Origin of the sequence: Nitrosospira sp. Nsp2 (genome assembly GCF_003050965.1) — a bacterium.
In the GTDB taxonomy this organism is placed as follows: Bacteria; Pseudomonadota; Gammaproteobacteria; order Burkholderiales; family Nitrosomonadaceae; genus Nitrosospira.
Window position 1 is genome coordinate 808,604 of record NZ_QAOU01000001.1, and the last position, 24,718, is coordinate 833,321.

General features: G+C 54.8%; 24 protein-coding genes. 11 read left to right on the forward strand and 13 right to left on the reverse strand.

All coding sequences use genetic code 11. The features are described from left to right. Positions 1-201: 201 nt before the first annotated feature. Positions 202-885: a zinc metallopeptidase gene (locus C8R31_RS03655; RefSeq protein ID WP_107692670.1), complete on the reverse strand. Its 684-nt coding sequence runs from the start codon at positions 883-885 to the stop codon at positions 202-204. Between the two features lie 481 nt (positions 886-1,366). Between C8R31_RS03655 and C8R31_RS03660 the strand changes: the two genes are divergently transcribed. The 3 genes from C8R31_RS03660 to C8R31_RS03670 all read left to right on the forward strand — a co-directional run bounded on the left by C8R31_RS03660 (position 1,367) and on the right by C8R31_RS03670 (position 6,065). Then, the gene (locus tag C8R31_RS03660) at positions 1,367-2,566 is read left to right on the forward strand and encodes a PEP-CTERM sorting domain-containing protein (protein ID WP_181320388.1); all 1,200 of its coding nucleotides are present in this window, start codon (positions 1,367-1,369) and stop codon (positions 2,564-2,566) included. 287 nt (positions 2,567-2,853) lie between these two features. After that, positions 2,854-3,135 (forward strand): hypothetical protein, encoded by a 282-nt coding sequence (locus tag C8R31_RS03665; protein WP_107692672.1) that lies wholly within the window; start codon positions 2,854-2,856, stop codon positions 3,133-3,135. A 23-nt stretch (positions 3,136-3,158) separates the two neighbouring features. Further along, entirely contained in the window at positions 3,159-6,065 is a 2,907-nt protein-coding gene (locus C8R31_RS03670) for a PAS domain S-box protein (protein WP_107692673.1), read from the forward strand. 94 nt (positions 6,066-6,159) lie between these two features. Here C8R31_RS03670 and C8R31_RS03675 read toward each other — a convergent pair whose 3' ends face one another. The 5 genes from C8R31_RS03675 to C8R31_RS03695 all read right to left on the reverse strand — a co-directional run bounded on the left by C8R31_RS03675 (position 6,160) and on the right by C8R31_RS03695 (position 10,607). Further along, complete coding sequence (locus C8R31_RS03675; RefSeq protein ID WP_107692674.1) at positions 6,160-7,212, reverse strand: AI-2E family transporter; 1,053 nt, start codon at positions 7,210-7,212, stop codon at positions 6,160-6,162. A gap of 81 nt (positions 7,213-7,293) precedes the next feature. Further along, the gene (gene cls, locus C8R31_RS03680; RefSeq protein WP_181320390.1) at positions 7,294-8,649 is read right to left on the reverse strand and encodes a cardiolipin synthase; all 1,356 of its coding nucleotides are present in this window, start codon (positions 8,647-8,649) and stop codon (positions 7,294-7,296) included. Positions 8,650-8,663: 14 nt separating this feature from the next. Then, complete coding sequence (locus C8R31_RS03685; protein WP_107692676.1) at positions 8,664-8,843, reverse strand: hypothetical protein; 180 nt, start codon at positions 8,841-8,843, stop codon at positions 8,664-8,666. A gap of 411 nt (positions 8,844-9,254) precedes the next feature. After that, entirely contained in the window at positions 9,255-9,875 is a 621-nt protein-coding gene (locus C8R31_RS03690; protein ID WP_146164543.1) for a DVUA0089 family protein, read from the reverse strand. Positions 9,876-10,400: 525 nt separating this feature from the next. Continuing rightward, positions 10,401-10,607 carry a hypothetical protein gene (locus C8R31_RS03695; protein WP_107692678.1) on the reverse strand — a complete coding sequence of 69 codons (207 nt, stop codon included), beginning with the start codon at positions 10,605-10,607 and terminating at the stop codon, positions 10,401-10,403. Between the two features lie 333 nt (positions 10,608-10,940). Between C8R31_RS03695 and C8R31_RS03700 the strand changes: the two genes are divergently transcribed. From C8R31_RS03700 to C8R31_RS03725, 6 genes are all read left to right on the forward strand, one after another. After that, a complete protein-coding gene (locus C8R31_RS03700; RefSeq protein ID WP_146164544.1) occupies positions 10,941-12,848 on the forward strand; it encodes a M10 family metallopeptidase in 1,908 nt (635 codons plus the stop codon). A gap of 208 nt (positions 12,849-13,056) precedes the next feature. Then, on the forward strand, positions 13,057-13,779 hold the full coding sequence (locus C8R31_RS03705) for a class I SAM-dependent methyltransferase (protein WP_107692680.1): 723 nt from the start codon (positions 13,057-13,059) through the stop codon (positions 13,777-13,779). Between the two features lie 53 nt (positions 13,780-13,832). Beyond that, entirely contained in the window at positions 13,833-14,747 is a 915-nt protein-coding gene (locus C8R31_RS03710; protein WP_258192535.1) for a bile acid:sodium symporter family protein, read from the forward strand. Positions 14,748-14,955: 208 nt separating this feature from the next. After that, a complete protein-coding gene (locus C8R31_RS03715) occupies positions 14,956-15,204 on the forward strand; it encodes a hypothetical protein (RefSeq protein WP_107692682.1) in 249 nt (82 codons plus the stop codon). Between the two features lie 84 nt (positions 15,205-15,288). Further along, entirely contained in the window at positions 15,289-16,086 is a 798-nt protein-coding gene (locus C8R31_RS03720; protein WP_107692683.1) for an N-acyl homoserine lactonase family protein, read from the forward strand. A 526-nt stretch (positions 16,087-16,612) separates the two neighbouring features. Beyond that, positions 16,613-17,254, forward strand: a complete 642-nt coding sequence (locus tag C8R31_RS03725; protein ID WP_107692684.1) for a metalloregulator ArsR/SmtB family transcription factor — start codon at positions 16,613-16,615, stop codon at positions 17,252-17,254. A gap of 103 nt (positions 17,255-17,357) precedes the next feature. On the opposite strand, the gene pgl is transcribed toward C8R31_RS03725, so the two are convergent. The 4 genes from pgl to C8R31_RS03745 form a co-directional block, all read right to left on the reverse strand. Next, positions 17,358-18,071, reverse strand: a complete 714-nt coding sequence (gene pgl / locus C8R31_RS03730) for a 6-phosphogluconolactonase (RefSeq protein WP_107692685.1) — start codon at positions 18,069-18,071, stop codon at positions 17,358-17,360. A 462-nt stretch (positions 18,072-18,533) separates the two neighbouring features. Continuing rightward, positions 18,534-19,004 carry a hypothetical protein gene (locus C8R31_RS03735; protein WP_107692686.1) on the reverse strand — a complete coding sequence of 157 codons (471 nt, stop codon included), beginning with the start codon at positions 19,002-19,004 and terminating at the stop codon, positions 18,534-18,536. A 190-nt stretch (positions 19,005-19,194) separates the two neighbouring features. Then, a complete protein-coding gene (locus tag C8R31_RS03740; RefSeq protein WP_107692830.1) occupies positions 19,195-19,581 on the reverse strand; it encodes a hypothetical protein in 387 nt (128 codons plus the stop codon). 281 nt (positions 19,582-19,862) lie between these two features. After that, a complete protein-coding gene (locus C8R31_RS03745) occupies positions 19,863-20,297 on the reverse strand; it encodes a hypothetical protein (RefSeq protein ID WP_181320392.1) in 435 nt (144 codons plus the stop codon). 428 nt (positions 20,298-20,725) lie between these two features. Between C8R31_RS03745 and C8R31_RS03750 the strand changes: the two genes are divergently transcribed. Both C8R31_RS03750 and C8R31_RS03755 read left to right on the forward strand, forming a co-directional pair. Continuing rightward, complete coding sequence (locus C8R31_RS03750; protein WP_107692687.1) at positions 20,726-21,073, forward strand: hypothetical protein; 348 nt, start codon at positions 20,726-20,728, stop codon at positions 21,071-21,073. Positions 21,074-21,231: 158 nt separating this feature from the next. Continuing rightward, positions 21,232-21,399: a PEP-CTERM sorting domain-containing protein gene (locus C8R31_RS03755; protein WP_107692831.1), complete on the forward strand. Its 168-nt coding sequence runs from the start codon at positions 21,232-21,234 to the stop codon at positions 21,397-21,399. A gap of 33 nt (positions 21,400-21,432) precedes the next feature. Here C8R31_RS03755 and gnd read toward each other — a convergent pair whose 3' ends face one another. From gnd to gloB, 3 genes are all read right to left on the reverse strand, one after another. Continuing rightward, entirely contained in the window at positions 21,433-22,338 is a 906-nt protein-coding gene (gene gnd / locus C8R31_RS03760) for a phosphogluconate dehydrogenase (NAD(+)-dependent, decarboxylating) (protein ID WP_107692688.1), read from the reverse strand. 40 nt (positions 22,339-22,378) lie between these two features. Continuing rightward, complete coding sequence (tal, locus tag C8R31_RS03765; RefSeq protein ID WP_107692689.1) at positions 22,379-23,494, reverse strand: transaldolase; 1,116 nt, start codon at positions 23,492-23,494, stop codon at positions 22,379-22,381. Between the two features lie 245 nt (positions 23,495-23,739). Beyond that, on the reverse strand, positions 23,740-24,531 hold the full coding sequence (gene gloB, locus C8R31_RS03770) for a hydroxyacylglutathione hydrolase (RefSeq protein WP_107692690.1): 792 nt from the start codon (positions 24,529-24,531) through the stop codon (positions 23,740-23,742). Positions 24,532-24,718: the final 187 nt, after the last annotated feature.

Sequence of the window (24,718 nt, forward strand, 5' to 3'; positions counted from 1 at the left end):
GCCTCCCCGCCGAGGCTCGGTCCTCATCACTCCAGGCGGTGCTACGGTTCGAATCAAAATGCTTGCCTCTCAAGAGGTGTGGAGGAGCCTCACGCCGGTTGTACGAAATGGCGGGATAAGGTCCGTGTCGATAATAAACGAGTCTGCAACCCGAATGGATCGTTCATTCCGGCGTTAATATTTTGCACAGCTCAACTTCACTCATCGGCGCAAAATCGCCAGCCAACGCGCCATGTTGAGGAGTGTCATCAGGGAAGCGGCAACGTAAGTCCACGCCGCGGCGCTGAGCAGGCGCCGGGCGTGCGGTAGGTCCCCATCTATCAGATAATGCCCTCGCTCCAAATTCGGCAAGGCGCGGGCAAAACTGGCATTCAACTCCATCGGCAAGGTGAGTGCGTGCACAAGCGCGGTGCTTCCCAGGGTCAGAAGGCCGCCGGCAACGAACAGCAATCCTGCCGCCGGAGACCGTGATAACGTCATAATCACAGGAGCCAGCATCAGGATACCCGCGCCCAGCTTCTCCACGGGCGCAACCCATTGGACCAGTCTGGTACGCAAGGCAAGGGGGGCGTAATTATCATGGTCCTGGATCGCATGCCCTACTTCATGCGCCGCGACTGCTACGGCGGTCAAGGAGCGACCGTTGAACTTATCCGGCGTGAGACGGACTTTTTTTGCCAGGGGATCATAATGGTCGCCTGATTCCGTTACCTCCACGCCGATATGTTGCAAATTGGCCTGGTCCAGCAGGTCGCGGGCGAGTTGGGCGCCGGTAAACGAATAGCGATTCGCCGGTTCGCTATACTTTTCCATGGTATGTTTGACCCAATAGGAAGGTCCGACAATCAGGAGAATGACGAAACAGATCAATATCAGATAAAGCATGGCAGGAAATATAGTAAAAAAACAACTGGATCTGGATAGGCCAAATGACGGCTTATCAACGTTGGATCGTCAGGGTTTCAAATAATTTCTTAATTTTAAATTGTGCCAGACTGAATGCGTCAACAATACCATTTAGCGTAGGAGAAAAAGAGGTCTGCACCCGGCCTGTGTAACACGCCCTCGATATTGGAAGTTCATGTTTGTGTTCCCTCAGCGCGACGGGGCGGGCAACGTTGATTTTGTCATCCAGGTACGTTTCTCGGTCAGGCCTATAGATTGCATTGCATTTCTGGTCCTTTGCTCACTTTTCGAATTTTTCGCGCTCTTCTGCTGTATTCATTTTCGTTCATCTTTAACGTCTTGGTTTTCAATTCGTCGAGCAGCTTCCTGCCACCGCCTGGCGCTTCAAGATTTCTTTAGGGCCGTGCCCCATTTCCGTAAGTAAAATCCGATGAGGTTCTTCAATCTTAAGGAGAGTCGAATGAAGACAAAATTACCCTGTCTTGGGTTAGTTGCCGCAACCATTTTATTGGGTGGCGTAAATCAGACTCAGGCCAGCACTTATGCTGTCACTGTACTCAAGAGCCCGCCGGGGGCATTTTATGATTCTCCCAGTTCCCTTAATAACTCAGGACAAGTCGTTGGAGACAGCCTTGTTGCGACTGCGACCGTACACGCAATGCTATGGGAGGCCGGCAAGGTAACCGATCTCGGGACATTCGGCGGAAATTATAGTTACGCCGAGGCCATTAACGATGCGGGAGTAATTGTTGGTTTTAGTGTAACTTCTGCCGGCGTTAACCGCGCCACGCTCTGGAATGGCAGTGCGGGTATTGACCTTGAACCCTCGAACAAACTGGGCGGCTACGCTTCCGATATCAATAACCTGGGGCAGGTTGTGATAAATAGACCTGCTGATGCCGGGTCTACACATGCTGTGCTTTGGACTGACAATACCGTTACAGATCTGCCTGTTTTTCCCGGTAGCAGAATTTATAGTAACGCCAGCGCGATCAATGACGCCGGAGAAATTGTCGGATCCATCACTGACCTTGATTCCCTTCTAACGCGTGCCGTCCTATGGCACGGGAATACCGTCACGGATTTGGGTACGTTGTATGAGAACTTCAATTCAGCCAATGACATCAGCAATACTGGAGAGATTGTCGGGGATAGCGTGGTAGCCAACGGAATACGGCATGCCACCCTTTGGTCCGGGTCCACCATTACCGATCTTGGTGCGCTGACTCCAATCTCGGGCTCCGACAGCGAAAGTGTTGCTAACGCTATCAATGATGCGGGGCAAATCGTTGGCTATAGCATACTGGACGATAATCCGCGCGCAACCGTGCAACATGCGACATTGTGGGACCATGGCGCACTAATAGATCTTAACGATGCCCTCGATCCTGCTTCCGGGAGAACGGGATGGGAAATTGTCAATGCTTCCGATATTAACAATAACGGAGCCATAGTAGCGGATGCATGGCAGCACGGGTTCCAACACGCCATATTGCTGACCCCTGTACCCGAACCGGAAGCTTTCATGCTGCTGCTGGCGGGTCTTGGATTGCTGGGATTCAAGATGCGTCGTCGCACGATGGATTTCCGGGCCAATACGGGTCCGTCAGGCATGAAGGCGGTTTACCTGGGCAGACAGGGTCAAGCTGCAAATTTCTAGCTGATGGTTCAATGAACTAAAGAAATGGGACTCACTTGACCACTGAAGTGAGACCAACCTCAACAGTTCGGTCCCTTCCCCAATTATCGTTTTACTGATTTCGACGAGTCGCTGATCATTTGGCTACAGCGGCACGCTTCCAACGCTCTCCTCTCTACCTGTCGAATCTTACAGGTATTTCATATTGTTGCTTCATCACGCCCCGATTCTGCCGTAGATTAATAGGTGAAACTCGTCATGGGCGGTCGCGCTCGCGCAGAAATCGTCTCGCTGCGCGATGATTCGCGATGGCACTTGCTGCATACCTGCAACATACTTTGCGGGCGCGACCCATAAACCTGGAGACGTCATCGGCAAGGCAATTCATCGTCCGTATAACCGCGGATATGGCTGCGCACCGGGCATGTGCGTGCAATGGGCCGCCGCTGCTTCGCTCTTTGTCTGGCTCACTGAAGGTATCGTCGCTGGCAATGGGATTGGTTGAAGTCGGGGCAATTACCACGCCATGGCTGGTCATGCATTGGTCGCGCATCATCACGCGATTGCTCGATATGCCTGAATTCAACTAAAGATTTTTGTTGGGAGCGAGGTAATGTTAAGAAAAATCGGCAAGCTCGTCCTTGATGAAATGCCCGACGGAATTGTCATCACCACAATTGATGGAGTTGTCATTTACTGGAACAAGGGTGCTGAATCGGTGTTCGGCTATACGGAGGCCGAGGTGCTGCAGCGTCCACTTGACGAGTTGATCGGGACGCCGAATCAGCAGACGTGGAAGATTGAAAACAATCTCAAGGATATTAGGCGGAAGGAGGTCTACGTCCAGGAAGCATTATGCCGGAGAAAAGACGGGGGGCTCATCCATGCGGACATATCGAGCAAAGTCCTGTCGATTGAACAGCAACCAAATGATCTTGTACTGTTCAGCTGCAAGGACATAACTCATCTTAAAGCGTTGCGCGACGCCAAGTTGATCGGTACCAAATTTGGCAACTTGCTGGATTCGACGCCTGACGGGATTGTCATCGTGAACTCGACAGGCCGCATTGTGCTGGTCAACACCCAGGCGGACAAGCTGTTCGGATATCGAACGGGCGAACTAATTGGCCAACCGGTGGAGGCGCTGCTACCGCACCGCTATCGCAGCCTTCACGTTGGTCATCGAGCCAATTACTTCGCCCAGTCCCACACCCGAACAATGGGCGCCGGACTGGACTTGTATGGCCTCCGAAAGGATGGCGTCGAGTTTCCACTCGAGATCAGCCTGAGTCCCATTCAGACAGACGAAGGGATGTTCAGCATGAGCGCGATCCGTGACACCAGCGAGCGGAAAAAAGCGGAACAGAAATTCCGCGATCTGCTGGAGTCGGCGCCGGATGCGATCGTGATCGTCAATGATCAGGGCGAAATCGTATTGGTCAATTCGCAGACCGAAAAGCTTTTTGGTTATCCACGCGAGCAACTTCTTGGCAACAAGATCGAGATGCTCATACCTGCACGTTTCAGAATGCATCATCCCCGTATGCGGAGCAGCTTTGCCGCTGCCCCGCGCCCGCGGCCTATGGGGGCCGGGCTGGAACTGTATGGTTTGCGAAAAGACGGGAGCGAGTTTCCTGTTGAAATCAGTCTCAGTCCGATTCAAACCGAAGAGGGCACGCTGATATCCGGTGCCATCCGGGATATCTCGGAGAGAAACCGTATCAAGGAAATACACACTCAACTCCGGCGCGATCTTTCTGAGCGCGAGATTGCGGAAAAGGCGCTTTTTGAAGAGAAGGAACGCCTGCGGGTCACGCTAAGCTGCATCGGGGATGCCGTCATTACGACTGATGTGGCGGGAAAGGTGACCTATCTCAACCCCGTTGCGGAAGCCATGACAGGCTGGATTTCCCAAGAAGCGTATGGCCTCCCGCTGCCCGAGGTATTTCAGATAGTCAATGCGCTTACAAATGAACCCGTTCCCAACCCGATCGAGAAAGTGCTTCGCGAAAAGGAAAACGTCAGCCTCACGCCCCATACGCTGCTGATACAGCGAGGCGGCAAAACTTTTCCGATTGAAGACTCGGCAGCGCCGATACGTGACCAGCATGGCGAAATCATGGGCGCGGTGCTCGTGTTCCACGATGTCACCCACGCGCAGAAAATGGCGCTGGAGATGACGTATCAGGCCACCCATGATGCGCTGACCGGCCTTATTAACCGGCATGAATTCGAGCGGCGCCTTGAGCACGCATTGCAGACGGGCAAGCAGGACGGGAAGGAGCATACATTGCTTTATCTCGATCTCGATCAGTTCAAGGTGGTCAATGACACCTGCGGCCATACCGCCGGCGACGAACTGTTGAAACAATTGACGGGCGTGCTCCAGGCCAAGCTGCGCAGTAGCGATACGCTGGCGCGTCTGGGCGGCGACGAGTTTGGCGTGCTGCTCGAAAGCTGCCCGACGGCACCCGCCCTTCGGATAGCCGATCTGTTGAGGCAGACAGTGCATGAATTTCGCTTCGTCTGGGACGGCAAGATCTTTCCACTGGGTGCCAGCATCGGGCTGGTGACGTTCAGCGACGGAGAGGAAACCCTTTCCGATGTTATGCGCATGGCTGACGCCGTCTGTTTCCTTGCCAAGGACAACGGGCGCAACCGGGTTCAAGTCTATACCTCCGAAGACAAGGGCCTGGCCAAACGCCGTGGCGAGATGGGATGGGTAGGGCGCATCCAGAAAGCGCTGGAGGAGGATCGGTTTGTGCTCTACACGCAAAAAATACTGCGGCTCTCCGATCATCCCGAGGGTGGCGATCACTATGAAGTGCTCCTGCGCATGAAAGGCGAGGACGGGATGCTGGTGCCGCCGATGGCTTTCATCCCTGCTGCGGAGCGCTATGGGCTGATGCCCCAGCTCGACCGATGGGTGATCGTTACCGCGTTTGCGCAATACGCGGACCGCCACCCGCCCGGCAGCCCGCTTGGCACATGCTCAATTAATCTTTCAGGTACGTCGATTTGCGACGAGAGTTTATATGAGTTCCTGGTCGAGCAATTTGATCTGCATAAGGTTCCACCCGCTGGAATCTGCTTCGAAATTACAGAAACCTCGGCAATCGCGAACCTGATCCAGGCGAACATGCTGATCGGAAAATTGAAGGATCTCGGCTGCCGCCTTTCCCTGGATGACTTCGGCAGCGGAATGTCCTCCTTTACCTACCTCAAGCATTTGCCGGTGGACTACCTAAAAATTGATGGCGGGTTCGTTAAGGACATGGTCACTGACCCGATTGACCGCGCTATGGTCGAGGCCATCAATAATATAGGGCACGTGATGAAAATCGAGACGATTGCGGAGTTTGTGGAGAACGACGCAATTCTTGAGGCGTTGCGAGGAATTGGCGTTGACTACGCGCAAGGGTATGGAATCGAAAGACCGCGCCCGGAGAGTCCGCAACGGCCTGATTCAGAATTGGCCTTCGCCACGAACAGATCTCAGCGCCGGAACTGTTCACAATAATTCATCGTGCTGAAACGTCATTATTGCAATCATCCGGGTCGGCCTGATCCACGGGATGAGCGGTTAGGGCGGCGGCAAGAGGACGACCGAATGGTTATTGCGCTTGCCGGCTTGAAGAAAAAAGATCCCAGGCTGCCATAAACAAAGCGGCGATCACGGGGCCGATGACAAACCCGGTTAGCCCGAAAAGAACCATTCCTCCAAGGGTGGAGATAAGAACCATGTAATCGGGAATTTGAGTGTCAGCGCCGACGAGTATGGGCCGCAGGATATTATCCACCAAGCCTATAACGAATATTCCAAAGACGATAAGAACTGTTCCTTCGAAGATCGCTCCGGTAAGAAGGAAGTAGATTGCGACGGGTCCCCAGACTAACCCCGCCCCAATTGCCGGCAACAGGGAAAGAAAAGCCATTACCGTCCCCCACAACACGGCCCCCGGAATTCCTAGAAACGCGAATATCACGCCTCCCAGGGCGCCCTGCAATGCAGCCACGGCAATGTTGCCCTTTACGGTGGCACGGACAACAGTAGTGAACTTGCTGAACAGGTGCCGCTTGTGTTCCGGGTGTAGCGGGATAGCAAGTCTTATTTTCTCAAATACGATGTTTCCATCTCGCAACAGGAAGAACAGCAGATAGAGCATGACGCCAAAGCTTACGATGAACTCGAATGTATTTTGTCCGATCTTTAGCCCTTCCACGGCGATGAGCTGAGTTTCCTGGGCGGCGCCGTTTGATAACGTATCTTTTGCTTCTGAAAATTTTGCCAATCCGGCGCCATCGAGGAGATTGACGATCCATGGGGGTAGCATGCTGATCGCCTGATGGAAATATGTGCCAAATTTCAGCTCCCCGGAGCTGATTTTCTGATAAAACGCGTGGCCCTCATGCAGGAGCGACGTTGTAATGAATGTCGCGGGGAGGATCACAATGACGAGGCAGAGCAGTAGCGTTGCAAACGCAGCGAGGTTCTCCCGTTTGGGTATCAGGACCAGCAGACGCCGGTAAAACGGCGTAAACATGATGGCCAGCACGCACGCCCAGAACACGGCACCGTAAAACGGTAGCAGTATGGTGCCGAATGCCACGGACACGGCAACTAACAGGAGCAGGAAAGCTTTATGCTGAAGCTCGGTCGAATTCATGAAATCCCGATTAAAATGAGAATATTTCCGGCTGCGCCACTTGCTTGTTTCGGTGCTGAGCTTTCAGAGCCAACCAATCGATCAAATCCAGCGGGCGAGCAGGCGCGCGCCGAATTCTTTCAAGCGCGTGACAATGGAGCGCTGCCGCCAGTGTTCCAGCGTGACAAGATGGGAAGCCTCCATGTCGTTGTCATACATGGCTTTCATCTGCTCGCCGAACTCTTGACTTACAACGATGGCGTTGATCTCCTGGTTATGCGCGAAGCTGAGCCAATCGAGATTACTCGAGCCTATGGTGGACCAGACACCGTCGATAAGCGCTGTCTTGGCATGCAACATGGCATCCTTGCGTTCATAAATTTTTACTCCGGCGCTTAATAATTCGTCGTAGTACGAATGCGAGGCATAAAAAACAAGATTGGAGTCGGTCTCGTCCGGGAGCAGCAGTCGCACGTCGACATTGCGCCGCGCCGCGTTTCGCAAGGCGGCCAGTAAACGCGCGTCAGGCACAAAGTATGCGTTTGTCACATACGCATAGGTTTTCGCGCTATCGATCGCCGATAGGAGCGTCACGTAAATCGGGTTATGCGGCTGATCAGGGGAGCTGCCGATAACCCTGACTATTTCGGTGCCTTTCTTATCGATCCGCGGGAAATAGGAGGCCCAATCGAGAGATTTTCCGTTCTGCTTGAGCCAGGTGGCCGCGAACAGTTTCTGAAACTCCCGGACGACAGGGCCCTCGATACGCATATGTGTATCGCGCCAGGGCTTGGCCCCTTTCTCAGGTGGCTTCGATCTGAACGAGCCGCTGGAATACACGCTGCTGATATTTACCCCCCCTACGAACGCGACCTGGCCGTCCACTACGAGTAGCTTGCGGTGATCGCGTCCCATCTCCCACTTCTTGCGTATCAGCAGAGGATTGAGGGGATTGAACTCCAGCACGTTCCCCCCGGCATCGATGAGAGACCTGAAGAATTCTTCAGGCGTACTTGCAGAACCGACGCTGTCATAAACGAGGTTCACTTGCACCCCTTTCTTTTGCTTCTCCAACAGGGCGTCGGCGAAGCGCTGCCCGACTTCGTCATTCTCGATGCTATAGGTTTCCATGTTGATGTTGCTTTTGGCGTCTCGTATTGCTGCATACATGGATTTGTAAGTAGCGGGTCCGTCAAGCAGCAACGTCACCTTGTTACCAGTCGTGAGAGGGCTTTCGGAGATTTCCTCTACCTGTGCAAGGTGTTTGGTAAAAATGTCTGTTTCTGCGCTCCCGTTTTTACGGGCCAGCACAAGCTCGCTTTGCCGGGCGGAAAGCGCGCCGCGCGTCCCTTCGACGCGCACGGCAGGGCTCGTGTCCTGAGTATTGCGGGGTACTGGCAGCGAACCACAACCGACCAGCAGAAACCCGCAAACAACTGTTACAAACCGTCCTCGCATGATCCGGTCTCCCTCTAGGCAGGAGTGCATCTGATGAGCGAGAAGTCGTTCAACCGCATAAAACGGCGTGGTATTACCATGTAGGCGAGTTTGCGTTGTTCCGCCTTGAACAGAAGCGCGTGGCGGTGTTCGATCGCAATGAAAAAGCCAGGAGCGGAAATCGCGCCAGCGGTTTTTTTCAGATATTTTTTCATCTTTCATCCGTGAGGTCTCTCATGCCCGGCCAGTACGTGAGCAGCGTATAGACCGTAGATGGGCGCAACGTCCCGCAGCATCACGGATTAAGCAAACATTATGCCAGATATAAGAGATATAATTGTCAATGAGTTACAGTCCCCAATCTGATAACCCGGGAATTGTTGTCAAGAATTGCGTCAGTGCTGCTGTAACCGACTGCATCCTCCCGGCGGGTGCGTCGCATGGCGGCGGGCGAAAGCGCGTAAAGCACCCGCGACAGGAATCAAGTTGGGCGGAAGGATCCCGCGTCCCCCAATCCCAACTCAGTTGGTTTCGAACAGTGGTTGCTGTCGAGAGGGGGGACGGTCGAACGGCGGTTGGAAGGGAACCCTTTTCCGGATGCAAGCAGAGGTGCGAAACAGGGTGAACTATAATCGCGGCTGCGCGGCCCCTCTTCGCATGGATGCGATGCTCACAACAGCAAGACCCGCCAGCAGCAGGGCATAGAATTCGGGCTCGGGAACGGAAGATACCGGGGCGTTATACGAACTGCCGAGCGAGGCGCCCTCGACATTCAGCACATCCAATGCCCAATGTGAATCCCTGCCGTTGAAACCAGTGTGAGCCGTGCCTTGGAAGCCATCAGTCAATGACCCCTTGGGAAAGTTGCTGTATTGGGTCAGGGTGGCGGTATAACTGCCAGGGAAAAGAAGGTGCGTAAGGAACGAGTCCCAGGTGTGGCCGCTGACAGGGTCTCTTGCACTTAGCGCACCGCCGTCATCGCTGAAACCGATACGGGCGCCCGTGGAAGCGTCGAAAAGCGTGACCATTGGGTCAAATCCGCCGCGGGCTATGACTGTCCCTTCGGAATTGCTTCCACCCGCGTAGGACCATGTGCGCAACGTAACCTCTCTAGCTGCGCCTGTGACGGCGAAATTAAATTCCTGTACCTCGTTAGCATGGCCGAAATTCCCGATAAAGGCAAAATCGGCAGCGTTTGCGCTTCCACCGATCAAGCTGATCGCAACCAGCGCCTTGTACGTTTTCATGCCCGCCCCCTGAAGAATACATCCACCAAGAAAGCCCCTCACCGCGCATAGTAGATACGCATGCTCATGATATTGCCCGTCACCGGTTGCCACAATAGTAAAGCTGGGCTAGTGCTGGAGTTTTCCCTGGTCATATGTGCTAATAAAACGACACCGGATTTTCTACCCCGTGTTGCTGCTACCACTGCTGCTGGGTTAGTCCGGGGCGTTGAAGTCAGGGTCATAATGCCGATTCTGGCGTGGCTTGCAGTTTATCGCATCGTTATTTCGCCGGCTTGCGCCTTTCCCTATAGATAAAGGATGGAGCGTACGCTTTTAATAATCAACGGGGGGACTGCGGGACGCCGCCCGGCGATCCCCGGGGGATGGTATGAGGAGATGGATTAGAAAATGGGGCAGGGAAATCGATGTAGACAGATCAATTCGTGCTTCACAGGCCCAGGAGAGGGTGTCGGAGCAATTGCGGAATGCGGGCATCCGCCTTTTGCATCCGCCAGCTCAACAAAAAAAGATAGTTGAGGTAGATCAGTCTGGAGAAGAAGCGGGCAGCGGCGCGATGCCCAGGCTGGGCCCCGTTTTCTTCGCCCAGAAAACTCGTGGCTCAGGCCAACCGACCAGGTTTTGCGTATAAATATATGGTTCCAGGGAGTCACCCGAGGCCTCGTAGATTCCGTCACTGATGCGCTGGATGGCTCCGTCTGCGGCTCGGATATAAGGGACTAACCGGTTCATGGTCAGATCTCACGGAAAAGCGATGAGTTAGTATTTTAACGATGAGTTGTGAAAATTCTAGTATTTTTTTGTGAACCAATCGCTCGATTTTGCCGTAACCGACGGGACGCGGCCTGACGGGCGATAAATTTGCCCGGCTTCCGGCGAGGGGCGAGCAGTCTTCTCTGTGAGTTGGCCACCCTGTTGTCATTCTGGAGAGTCGACAATGGAAAGACTTCATTTTGATGAGTGTTTTACCGCTCGTTAGGCGCGGAACCGCACAGACCTTGCGAGCGGCAAAACATAGTGTCTGGATCGCGTATCGAGCCGATTTGCGTGAAAAGGATTACCATCGTGAACCCCCTTCCCAGCTCAGTTCCCAGTTCAGTTTCTGGCTCGGTTTATAGCAGTGGCACCTACGCCAGGATCGGTCCTGCGCCTACCGGGAATAGTGAAGTCAATGCTTTGATATCCGGCACCAAGTGGGGTAGCTCCGGCCTCGGTGGAGGCGGGAAGGTCACGTTCAGTTTCCCGGTTTCCTTTGCTGTGGGCAGCAGCGGGCAGTTCAGTAGCGGAGCGTTTGCGTATGGCGGCGAGCCGGACGACAGCGGCCAGGCTCTTAACGACGCGCAAATCCACGCGGCGCGCGAAACGTTGCAAAAGTGGGCCCGGGTCGCGAACCTCACTGTAACCGAGGTAGCCGATACCCCCGATACCGCGTGGGAATCCGGGGATAACAGTGCGGCGGGCGATATCCGGTTCGCGATGTCGAATTCGCCATCTACAGCTTGGGCCTATTATCCTGGGCAGGATAACAAGCCTTACGGCGGAGATGTGTGGCTCAACAAGAACGACTTTAACAGCCCGGTCGTTGGAGACTACGCGTACTACGCTATCATGCATGAAGTCGGCCACGCCCTGGGGCTGGAGCATCCGCACGAGAATAAGGATAACGACATCATGAGCCTGTCCGTCGATGCGCTCAAGTACACCATCATGAGCTATCGGGATTACGTCGGAGACGAGATTGATGGTGTCGGTCCGAATTTTTTCCCTACCACCCCCATGCTCTACGATGTGCTCGCGTTGCAAATGATATACGGCGCCAACTCCAACTATCGGAACGGGAACGATACCTACAGCTGGGCGGCGGGCGCAAAGGTCTACGAGACGATCTGGGATGGCGGGGGCGTGGATACGCTGAGCGCGGCGAATCAGCCGCGGAATGTTGAGCTCCACCTGACTCCCGGAGTGTACAGCAAGATCGGGGAGGCCATATGGAATGAGCATGCATGGGTGCGGGACAATCTAGCGATTGCCTTCGGCGCCAACATTGAGAACGCAACCGGCAGCAGTTATGACGATACCATTTTCGGCAGCGTCGCGGGCAACATTCTTTCAGGGGGGGCGGGAAACGACACTATGCGCGGGTCCGAGTGGGCGGACCGTAACGTATTTGATAACGATAAGATGTACGGCGGCAGCGGCGGCGACTTCATGACGGGCCATAACGGCAATGATGTGATGAACGGCGGCGAAGGCAATGACTTTGTCATCGGGGACGATGGGAACGACATTCTGTCCGGCGACAGCGGCAATGATATCCTGAACGGCGGGGCAGGGAACGATCTCCTCATCGGGGGCTTGGGGAGCGATACGCTGAACGGTGGGGGAGGGTGGGATGAGGTCTCATACGCGACTGCGACCGCTCCGGTCGGCGCAGACCTTTCCCTGGCGGGTGGCCGCGCAACGGCAGGTGATGGCGTTGACAAGTTAAAGGGCATCGAACAGCTGACCGGTTCTGCCTTTGACGACAGGCTTACTGGCGACGCGCGTGCAAACGCGCTGAATGGCAGGTTGGGCAATGACACGCTGCACGGTGGGGCTGGCAATGACAAGCTTACCGGCGGTGGCGGCGATGACCGGTTTGGATGGACTGCAACCTCCTTCAATAGCGGCGATATTCGTGCCGGCGAGCTGGACACGGTATCGGACTTCAGCAGCGATGATGCACTTGATTTCAGCGGCGCTCTTGAGGCGCTGCTGATAGCGAACGGTGCCCGCCTGAGCACGGCGACATCCGACATCACCTTAACGGAAGTGATGAGCGCATCAACCAACGTTTGTTTGAAGAATGGCCGCGACCTGTACATCGATTTGGACAGCAGTCACAGCATCACGGCAAATGATTACCATGTCCAGTTAACCGGATTGACCGCCAGCCTGAAGTATGACGCGGCAGCGGATATGTTTAACGTCTGATGCGACCGGCAGGTTTGATGCCGCTGACCTAGATCGCGTAATTGCCCCCTTTGACCGATGCGGCAGGTACGCCGCTATTGCTGGCGTAATCGGCGCCATCGCAAGGCAATGGTTCTGGGCTCCTCGTTTGGTTGGACGCGAGCCGCGTAACAGCCGTCGCTAAATCAGGTATATTGCGGGGTTCCATAAAAGCATCCGGCCCGCATTCATGTCCTTCCTCGACCCTGCCGCGATTTTCACCCGTTCATGGTCGCTCTACGATTTGTTGACTGAGCATAACTATATGTTTCATCGCGAGATCTACGCCGGGGTCGATGAGCTTCTGGGGTTACGCGATGATTCACCCTACCGACTGCTGGATCTGGGCTGCGGCAATGCTCGCTATCTGGCGCCCTGCCTGATGCGCATACCGCCAACGTTGTACCGGGGCGTGGATTTGTCCGAGACGGCGCTGGCAGAGGCGCATGAGTACCTGGCGGAACTCCCCGGCGAGGTCGTTTTAACCCAGGGGGATCTTCTGGATGCGGTCGAATCGACCGCGGAAAGCTGGGATGTTCTTTTCACCGGATTTGCGCTTCATCATCTGATGACCGATCAGAAGGCGCGCTTTTTCCGCGCCGCCGGGCGATCCCTGTCGGAGAAGGGCTGGCTGATCCTGGTGGATGTCGTACGCGAGGAAAACCAGGACCGGGAAACCTATCTGGATGGTTATCTGCGATTCATGCACGAGAAATGGACGGAGGTGCCTCGGGACCAACTGGAGGAAGCCTGTACTCATGTGCGTGAACATGATTACCCCGAACCCCTTTCCACCCTGCAGGAAATGGCCCGGCAAGCGGGGTTGAGCCACATGCGACTGATCGGCCGCCACGCACAACATCACACGCTGCTATTCACTCGTTCTGCCACGTCCGCAATGAAAAAGGGTTGACGCCGGGCACTCGCCTCATGTTACACAAACTGGCTCTCTTATTCCCGTTCTGGATGATTCTCTCCGGAGCAATGGCGCTTTGCTGGCCCGAATGGTTCATAGCCCTGAACCAGGGTTCCATCATGGTGCTGGTGCTCGCGTTTGTCATGCTGTGCATGGGGTTGACACTGACTCTTGACGATTTTCGCAGAATTGCCCGCATGCCCCGTGCAGTGGGGATCGGTTTTGCGGCCCAGTACTCGATCATGCCGCTGCTGGGGTGGGGCGTGGCCCATGCCCTGAACCTGCCGCCCCATTTCGCCGTTGGCCTGATACTGGTGGGCTGTTGTCCAGGGGGTACCGCATCGAACCTGGTCACGTACATCGCTGGGGCGGATGTGGCGCTGTCGGTGGTAATGACAGTCTGTTCCACCATGGCTGCGATCATTTTAACGCCGTTGCTCACCCAGTTGCTTGTCGGGGCGATGGTTCCGGTGGATACCTGGATGCTTTTCAAGCAAACCCTGCAGGTGGTGATCATCCCCGTCGTGCTGGGCGTGCTGCTCAACCGGTGGGTTCCCCGAGCGGTTGCGGAGGTAATGCCTGTGGCGCCTCTGTTATCGGTCATCGGCGTCTGTTTCATTTGCGCCGTCGTCTTTGCCGCGAATGCAGAGGCGATACTTGCCTACGGAGGGGAACTGGTCCTCGCTACCGCACTGCTGCATGGGGGCGGCTTCCTGATGGGCTATAGCTTCGCCCAAATGCTGGGTTATCAGGGACAGAGCGCAAGGACGATCTCGATCGAGGTGGGGATGCAAAACTCGGGTCTCGCCATCGTGCTGGCGAAGCAGGCGTTTCCATTGTTGCCGCTGGCGCCCGTGGTTGGCGCGGTTTCGGCGGTCATGCACTCGTTGCTTGGGAGCTTGCTGGCGGTCATATGGCGCACTCGAGTGCCGCGACTGCCGCAGGTGAAGGTGCCGGCGCCGTGACGGATTGACAGCGTCTACGGTGGACGCCCGGCAGCGCGTCAAGACTCTTTCGCGCCTGGTTGTCATCAGTCGCGCTTGGGATGCCTGCTTGCAATGCACGGAGGCTGCGGTAACATGTTTGCCAACGAGAGACTTCGATGGAACTGCGCAGTCATAGCTCGCAGTCATATCTATTGGCAGCAGTGAACAAGTTCGTAAACAGTCGTCCATGACGGATTTTAGTCTTGTGCTCATCATTTCCGCCGCAGTGATTGGCCTGGTGTGGCTTCTCGCCTGGTTTTTCATCAGAGTACTGCAGGGGGAGATAGACATTAGCGTCAACACTGCCTTGCTGATATTGCTGGCGGCCATCCTCGTGGTGCCATTCGCGATGAACTTTTCCGCGCACATGATCGCCAACTCGATGCACAGCGCCGGGGATGCGGAAAACCCGGATGCCGAGCGGAAGAGCCGCTGACCCCGGCTGCGCTAGTTGCTGCAGAGGTCGCGGTAGCAGTCGAGGGGGTGTCATCTCGTTTTATCGCAATAGCTGGAAGAGGACATGCCGAAGGGAGTAAAAGCGAAGGGAGTGAAAGTCTGGCCGCTGCTTACCGGGACAATACGCTATGAAAAAAAGATTTCCACTCACGGCCGGGGTCATGGGGAGTTCATCGACGCGCCCATACTCGCCTATCTGATAGCAACACCCAATGGCAGGATTCTGTACGACGTGGGATGCGATTACCGCAAGGTCTCCAACCCTGGCTTGCAGGCGCAATATTTTTATCCGATGCGCCCGACAGTCGAGCCGCCGAAGATGGGTGACGAGCAGCGTATTCCGCGTTATCTGGCACGCCTGGGACTGTGCTCGTCCGATATAGACGTCGTGTTTGTCGGGCACCTGCATTTCGACCATGTTGGCGGTCTCTGCGAGCTTCCGGACTGCGAAGTGCACGTTCATGCGGATGAGTTGGCTGCCGCGCATACTGGAATGGACGGCAGTGTATTTAAGGATGAGCTGGCGGATGCGACCCGCTGGCACCTCACGACCGGTGAATATACCGTAACAACGGGAATTCGTGCTGTCGCCAGTCCCGGTCATACCGCCGGGCATATGTCGCTATTCATCGAGTTGCAAAAAGGGTCACCTATCATCCTCTGCGGCGATGCGGCGGATCTGAGCGAAAATCTCTCCGAGGAAATAGCCCCAGGATGCTGCTGGCAGGATAACCAGGCGTTGGCACTGACCAGTATACGTAAGCTCAAGTCCCTGGCCGCAAGGGAAAAGGCCGAGCTCTGGCCCAACCACGATATGGCGTTTTACCGGGGCTTACCGCAATTTCCGGCGTGGAGGGATTGAGATTCAGGCGTCCGCCCCTAAGCAGGCCGCGAAACAGGACTTCAGGCCCGGAGCCCAGGGTCCGTAGAAGCTTCAGTCGTTCAAATTCAGCCAATTTTTGCTGTTCGTCTGATCGCTCCCGATCTAACGGCCGGCCCTTCGGATACCGGGGCGGTGACGGGACTGAATGTGCCCGCTCTTTGAGCAATTTGCGGATGTTGATGTAAATTTGAAGGCTGGACGCCGGCAAACCGGGGCTAAACCCGCGAATTTCCTTGTTATCATCCGGGTTTTTCCCTTAGAATCATAGGCAACCTAAGGGAATAAATGGCACCGTTGCTGAACAGATGAATTAATGCGACAGGGTACAGTTCGCTCCACATAATCGGTCAGGTTGCGGAGAAAAAGAAATATTTAACAATTGTGACAATTTGTCAACTATAGTATGGTAAAAGTGTCTAAAAGATAGTTGCAGCAGATAAACGAGACCGATTCTATAATGAAAGCGTGCGTTTTCTAATCTGAGTGTGGAGAGGAGGGTAGCCTAATGCTTAATACCATGGGAGAGCGGCAAAAGCAGTTGCTTAAACTGCTACGAGGAAAAAGGCCCGGCATGAGTGTCGATGAGTTGGCGAAGAGCCTGGAAATCACGCGTAATGCCGTCAGGCAACATCTCGCCTCTCTTGAGGGAGCAGGGCTGGTAACGGCCGGGAAGACCCGTCCATCCGGCGGGGGACGGCCACAGCAACTTTACGTCCTGACCGAGCTTGGTAGAGAAAGTTTTCCGCGCCAGTATTCGTGGCTTGCGCAGTTGGTGGTGGCATCGGTGCAGCAGGAGGAAGGCTCCGAGAACATGGGCAAGCGTTTGAACGACATCGGCGTCGGCGTCGCTCAGCAGATGCGCAGCCAATATCCTAATCTAAAGACGCATGAGGAAAAGGTCGACAAGCTGGCTGAGGTTATGGACCAACTCGGCTACAACGCAAAAAAGACTACCATGCCCGACGGCGAGACGGTGATTGAAGCGGATAACTGCGTGTTTCACAGGATGGCGATAAAAGACCGCGAGATTTGCCATCTGGACAAGGGCATGATGGAGACTTTTACCGATAGCCAGGTCAAGCACGATGAATGCATGGCCGAAGGCGGAGATTTATGTCGATTCAGATTCTCCCCGAAAAAGGAGTAGGTTCTACTCCTTTTTTTTGTCCTCATTTTTTGCCATCATTTGCTGCGATAATTTTGCAGCGGCTATTTTCCTCAGCTTATTTTCCTCCGCTCAGTTCACCTGCTTAAGTGTTCGCCGGCTGTAATAATCGCGATTCCACCAGCACATCAGCCCCCGCTTCACCCACGATGACTCGTGCAGGAATATGTTCTCCAGCGCGCCAACGTGCAACGGCTTTGCGCTTCGATTCTCCACTCACCAGAAATAGAATCTGCCGCGAGCGGTTGAGCCGTGCGGCGCTGAGCGATACCCGCTGAGGCGGCCGTATCGGCGCATTGAATACCGCCAGCGTATCGGGCGAATCTTGTTCCACCCCCCAGTCATTGTGAGGGAAGAGACTCGCGGTGTGCCCATCCTTTCCAAGCCCGAGCAGCGTTAAATCGAAAACACCAACCGGCCGCAACGTGTTTGCATAGGCCTCAGCCGCTATATCCGCGCGCGGCCCATTCGGAATCTCGTGGATTTGCGCGCGAGGAATAGGCACGTGGGCGAGCCACGCTTCTCCGGCCATTCGCGCATTCAGTTCTTCTTCGGTTGGCGGCATGCAACGCTCGTCACCGAAATAGATATGCCAGAGCGACCAATCGGTCGGCGCTTCCCGTAACCGTTGATAAATTGGGCGCGGGGTTTCGCCCCCCGCGAGCACCAGGAGAAAACGGCCGCGTTCCTCGATGGAGCGAGCGGCGCTGTCGAGAATGGCGTCTACGGCGGCGTCCTGGAGCGCCTGGAGATCGTCAAACGCGTGCCAGCGGAATTGTTCGGATTGGGGTGAGTTCATGAGTTTTAATTAACCTTGTTGTGTTATTTCGAGTTAAGCGCCTGGTCCGGTCGGTCGCCCGTACATCCTGCGAAGGCAACCGGCAGCCGCCGGGGAATAATACCGCAAGGCTGGATAACAAGTAAAACTCCCGCAACTCCCAGCGCACATACACCCCGTGCTGGCAGCTCAGTTCACTCTCAGTTAGCAATATGCCAGCCATGTCGCAGCAAAGTCGGTCGGGTGGCAGCAGTTCGGAGAGTCAGGATGAAGCAGGCTAATTGATGGGTCGAGGATGCACGCGAAGCCTGGGGGATTTATGGCAGGCTTGAGCTCCAGAGACCGGATGAGAAACGTTGCAAGCAGGTATTAACGTCGACGCTTTCCGTTAGCTTATCAGGCGTCGCGAGCGAGAGGAGGGGGTCTTGGAATTTAGTGCCGGCGGGCGCAGCGAGGCCGTGATACATCGCCGTGTTGCCTTAGTTATCGCCGGGACGCATTAGCAGTGTTGAGTTTGGATTCCGTATCGGAGTTTTCCTTGAGTCGGGACGCAATTCTACGATGGGTATCTGCTTTTTTGGCATCTGCCTCCGCGGCCTGCTCGTACTTGCGTATCAATGCCGATGCGTGTGATTGAAGATCCTGCGCTTTTTTACCGTAAAGATAGCTCTTGTTTTCGTATTGCTCCAGTAACAGCTTGTGCTCCTCAGCCTTTGCCCGCAGCTCCGCAGCGGAATCCTCGTAATACTTGGCTACGGTCTCATGATTCTTGCTGGCCGCAGCTTCAAATTGTGTCGGTGAAACTATTGCATGGCTGTTTTGCGCGAGGTCAATACGTTTGGCGGCATGAGCACCCAAGTCCTCCGCACCTGCAACCGGGAGTGGACCTGCAATCACCAAGCCCAGCATGAATAATATCTTAAGAGTTCCAGGATTTTGTCGCGCTTTATTCATAAGGAGGTGCCCTTCGCCATATTCTGGTGCACGTGAAATGGGATGTGAGCGCAAAATGGCAGGGGGCTAGCCATCTGTTGACTGTTTGCTAACTAGGGTTTGCGGAGCTGATTATCTGCTACTAAGGCGGCTACAGGCAATGCTGTATCCCGCCTTAGACAGTATGAAACAAATCGGGTTCAAATGCCAGTTATCTGACGCTCAACCGCTGTCCTGAAGGGTTTTGTTCCTCAAGTTGCAAGGCCATCTGGTGATGCAACTCAGCTTCTTTCATGCTGGCTTGTGCTTCTTTTTCGTACTTGCGCGCCAAGGCCTCGGTATGGGCTTGCAGATCCTGAGCCTGCCTGCCATAGAGATAGCTATGGTTTTCGTACTCATTCAACAACTCTTTCTGTTCCCGCTGTTTTGCCTGCATCTCCTTGGCTACTTCCTGATAGTACTTTGCAACTACCTCATGCTCATGCGCTGTTGACGCATTTTGAAGGGCGGAGTTAACGTCAAAGGAGAACGCAGGTGAGCTCAGCGCGGCTAACAGGCCGAGCAAAGATATACTGGTAACAATTTTTCCGGCTTTCATGATCACACCTCTCTGACTTTGGTTTCTCTGACGGAATTGCTGCATGTCTGTTCTTTCTGTCTTTTCGAGCTACCATGGTGTGAAGAATACACAAATATCCACACTTTGTCAACTTACTTATGTATAAAGTATGGATAGGGGCCGTCCCCGATATCGCTGTAACACAGGCGTGAGGTTTATTTTCAGGCGAAAAAATAGGAGGATCAGCCGAGGCTGCCCCCTATCTTCCCGTGTCGTTGTTTGATCGTTTGACTGTATTGCTGAGCTGGCTTGCTTACCCGTTACTGCGGCAGACTGTTGTCACGAGGAGGCTCATTCGCAACATTAAAAGCCTTTGCGCCGGGTTCACCGGAGCTGTCGCCGAGCTGGGCAGCCATCTGCCGATGCACCGCCGCCTCTTTGCTGCTGGACTGTGCTGCTTTCTCGTATTTACGCAGTGCCGCGCTGGCTCGGGACTTCATATCTTCGGCATTCCTGCCATAGAGGTAGCCCTTGCTCTCATACTCTTCAAGCAACGATTGCTGTTCCGATGCCTTTACCTGCGCCTCTTTGGCCGCATCTTCATAATAATTTGCCACCGCCTCATGATCGCTTCTGGTTTTGGCGCTCTTAACGGCTGCGTCGATATCGAAATTTTCCGCTGCGCCTGCAAGCGGGCTCGCCGCAGCAAAAACGGCAAGCAGGGAAAAAGTAGCGACAATTCTGGGGAGGTTCATATCAAGCCTCGCGGACAGTGATCGAACAGGAACGGGAAACCTGCGCCCTGGCGTTTATGGAAAGGGTTTGGAATCGATTACCACAGAGCGTAAAGAATATCGGAAGGAGGGTATTTCGTCAAGTTACGCATGTCTAAAGTATCTTATTGACGGGAAACACGTCCCCAATAAGTCCTATTCTGACGATTCCAACAGTAACTACCGGTCGTTCAAAATTAGGGAAAGTCAGGGAATGCCCTGTTCTTTTCTGATCGAAGGGCCCTTTTGGTCGACGGGGTCTACGGATTTGCAAAAGCCATGGCGAAATTCCAACGTACTGAGCTTGCAATTGCCAACTGTTTAACTAAAGCAAGAATGTACGGAGAATTTAACAGCAGATGCACGCAAGACCGCCGGATATTGCCGATTATTAATAAGGAGAATGGATCATGAACGCTGGCGTGCAGGAAGCGAAAGACGGAATATCACCAAATGTCGAGCCGGGAAGAGCGACGGGTGGGTTGAAAAAAACAAGCGCTGCCCTGATTTTTCTCTGCATTTATGCCACTCATACCAATGCCGCAGGTACTTTCAGCATAGAGCCGCGCATAGATGACTTCAATACCATTGGTTTTCATGAGGGCCAAGTCTTTACTGTTCCTTCGGCAGACGCCACGGTGGATATCAGCCCGGGCGTGAGTGGGATCTTGTCGTATACCTGGACTAACACCACTGGAAAGCTCGAGTTTCTTGACGTAACAGCACATTTTCAGACCAATACAGCACGGCAGGTCTAGTAGGGATTGGTCCAGCGGATTTGATTAGTGTTCCCCTCCCATCGGATCCCGTGGGTGGACCGGAGATAAGCCATACTGAAACTGCCGCCTTTAACCAAACATTTGGCCCGCCCTTCTCATTTGGCGTCGGGACCCACTCCATAGGCGTGACCATTTTTATGCAGCCAACTGCAACACCTAATGAAGCTTTCGCTATTCAACCCTCCTTTTCATTTGCTGTTCAGGTGGTTCCAGAACCAGAAACCTACGCGATGTTTTTAGCAGGTCTCGGGCTTATAGGGTGGAGAATGCGGCGATCAAAAAAGTACCAAACTACACCGATATAATAATCTGCCGCCCGTTTTGCTGTTATGTCCAACTTATTCCTTCTTCATCTCATGGCCGCCGAACTGGTTCCGCAGGGCGGATAGAAGCTTGTTGGAGAACGATTCCTGATCGCGCGACTGCAACCGTTGCAACAGCGCCAGCGTGATGACCGGTGCGGCGACATTAAGGTCGATCGCCTCGGCAACGGTCCAGCGGCCCTCGCCCGAGTCCGACACATAGGGGGCGATGCCGTCGAGATCTGGATTTTTCGCCAGCGCGGCCGCGGTCAGGTCAAGCAGCCACGATTGCACCACGCTGCCGTCGCGCCAGATTTCGGCCACCTGGTGCAGGTCCAGATTGAATTCTGTTTTATGGCGCATGATCGCGAAGCCTTCGCCATAAGCCTGCATCATGCCGTACTCGATGCCGTTGTGAACCATCTTGGTGAAGTGGCCCGCGCCACTCGGGCCAACGTGGCCCCAGCCTTTGTCCGCGGCCGGAGCGAGGGTTTCGAAGATCGGGCGCAGCCGTGCAACGACCGGCTCATCGCCACCCACCATGATGCTATAGCCGTTCTGCAGGCCCCAGATGCCGCCGCTGGTACCGGTGTCCACATAATGGATGCGGCTAGACCTAAGCATCTGCGCACGGCGTTGCGTATCCTTGTAGTTCGAATTGCCGCCGTCGATAATGACATCGTCGGGTTCGAGCAGTGGCAGCAACGCGGCTATGTTCTCGTCCACCGGCGTGCCCGCGGGAATCATCAGCCAGATGATGCGTGGAGGTTTGAGCGAACTGACGAGCTCTTCAAACGATGTCGCTGGCAAGACATTTATTTCCTCCAGCTGTTTCACCGCCTCCGGGTGGCGGGCGAAACCGGCGACGCGGTGACCTCCGCGTATCAACCGTTGTGCCATCGGGCCGCCCATGCGCCCCAGGCCGATCATTCCAAGCTCCATCGTTTTCTCCCTGTGAATGTGATGGACAGATGCTGTCCGTTCAAGCTGCGATACTCTGGCGCTTGCCGTTCAGCGCAGCCAGCAACTTGTCATACGAGGCGGCAAAAGCGGCCACGCCGTCCTCCTGAAGTTGTCGGGTAACGGCGTCCAGGTCAATGCCCAGTTCGCGCAGCTTCGCCACATCCGCATCGGCCTGCTCGATCCCTTCCTGGAGCGTTGGGCGCACGCGGCCGTGATCGCGAAACGCTGCCATCGTTTTCGGCGGAAGCGTATTGACGGTGTCTGGGCCGATCAGTTGTTCAACGTACATCACGTCGGAATAAGCGGGATTTTTCGTGCCGGTGCTGCCCCAAAGCGGGCGTTGTACAGGCGCACCCTGAGCACGCAGTCCGGCGAAAGGCTCGCCATAGAATGTTTCCCGGAAGCGCTGATAAGCAAGCCTGGCGTTGGCGATGGCGATCTTTCCCCTCAGGCTCAGCGCCTCGGTAGTGCCTATTTTATCCAGCAACGGGTCTACCGCGCTATCCACGCGGCTGACAAAAAACGATGCAACCGAAACCGGCCACGGCGCAGCCGAATCCGGCTTCGTATCGGCGCGGTGGCCGAGCCCGCGAATGTAGGCTTGCGAGACATCGGCATAATTCTGCAGCGAAAACATCAGGGTCACATTGATATTGATACCCGCGGCGATGCACTGGGTAATCGCGGGAATGCCCGCCGGGGTTGCGGGAATCTTGATCATCAGATTGGGGCGCTGCACGGCATTCCATAGCCGGTGCACGTCCGCCACGGTTGCTTCCATATCGTTGGCGAGATGCGGCGAAACTTCAAGGCTGACATAGCCGTCGCCGCCCTGCGTCGCGTCGTAGACCGGCCGCAGCACATCCGCCGCCATGCGAATGTCCTCGAACGCAAGCGCTTCAAATAAATCCTTGTCGCTTAGTTGCCGATTCGACCGTAGCAGCTGGCGCATTGCGTGGTCATAGCTTTGGCCGTGGGCCATCGCCTGCTCGAAAATCGTGGGATTGCTGGTTACGCCGCGCAGCTTGTCTTCATTCACCATGCGTTGCAATTCGCCGCTATTGATGAGATCGCGGCTGATCGAGTCCAGCCAGATGGACTGGCCGAGTTGTAATAACGGTTCAAAAGGATTCATGTCTTTCCTCCTTGGCAACGCCGCTTCATTCACGGATGGGAGGGCAATATCGGTAGCGGGGCGCCGCGGTTCAAACTGCCGCCAGCTGCCCGCCAACTGCCCTTTCGGTATTTCGACAACTGTAACAATCGGTTTGATCCGCTAGCTGTGCAGTATCGTCTCCGAGGTCTTTCTGAAGTAAAGCATAATCATGGGACAATGCAAGCGCTCAAGCATTCACCGCCTGTTCGTTTTATTCGGTCCAACTAAAAATTGTCCTTCCATTCGCGGATAGCGGCGAATACGTCGACGCGGTCGGTCAATGCCCTCCCGGCATGTCGACTCGCGGCCTGAATGACTTCAGGCTGATTACAGCGCAGGAACGGGTTGGTGGCTTTTTCCAGCCCAATGGTCGAGGGCAGGGTAGGGGCATTAAGCTTCCGCAGGTTTTCGACGGTTTTTTCGCGTTTTATCAGGGTCTGGTTGCCAGGCTCCACCACGCGGGCAAAGCGAATGTTGTCGAGCGTGTATTCGTGGCCGCAATAGACCTGTGTTTCATTGGGCAGGTCGGAGAGTTTTTCCAAAGACTGAACCATTTGTTGCGGCGTGCCCTCAAATAATCGTCCACAGCCACAGGCAAACAGGGTGTCACCACAAAATAGCAGGTTTGCGCCATAATAGGCGATATGCCCGGCGGTATGGCCGGGAATATCCAGCACACTGAGGGTAATAGAAAATTCCGGAAGGTATACGTTGCCTTCTTCGTTTTCTTTTTCGTCGCATTCCCTGAGGCGATGGGTGAGTGTTGAAATCGGCTCTCTGGTGGGCCCGTAGACCGGCACGTTAAACTCTTGCAGCAGCGCGGCATTGCCTCCCACATGGTCATTATGGTGGTGCGTGTTGAGAATCGCGATGAGCTTTAGCTTCTCGCGGCTCAGGTAATCCAGCACGGGTGCGGCGTCGCCGGGATCAACCACGGCAGCGTCGGAATGGTCCCGGATCACCCAGATATAATTGTCCTTGAAAGCGCGGAGCGGGAGGATGTGGGGAACGGCCATAATCAAGGGTAACTAGCGAGTGAGCGGATCAAAATCGGATTGGACAGAGTCAAACCCGGCATATTGATTACGATGTCAAATGTAATGACAATTCGCGGCTGCCCGAAATTCAACGCGAGCGAATCGAGCGAATATAGCCGCGTATGGATGGATTTCCAAACTGCCGTCATCCCTGCACCATTACTAT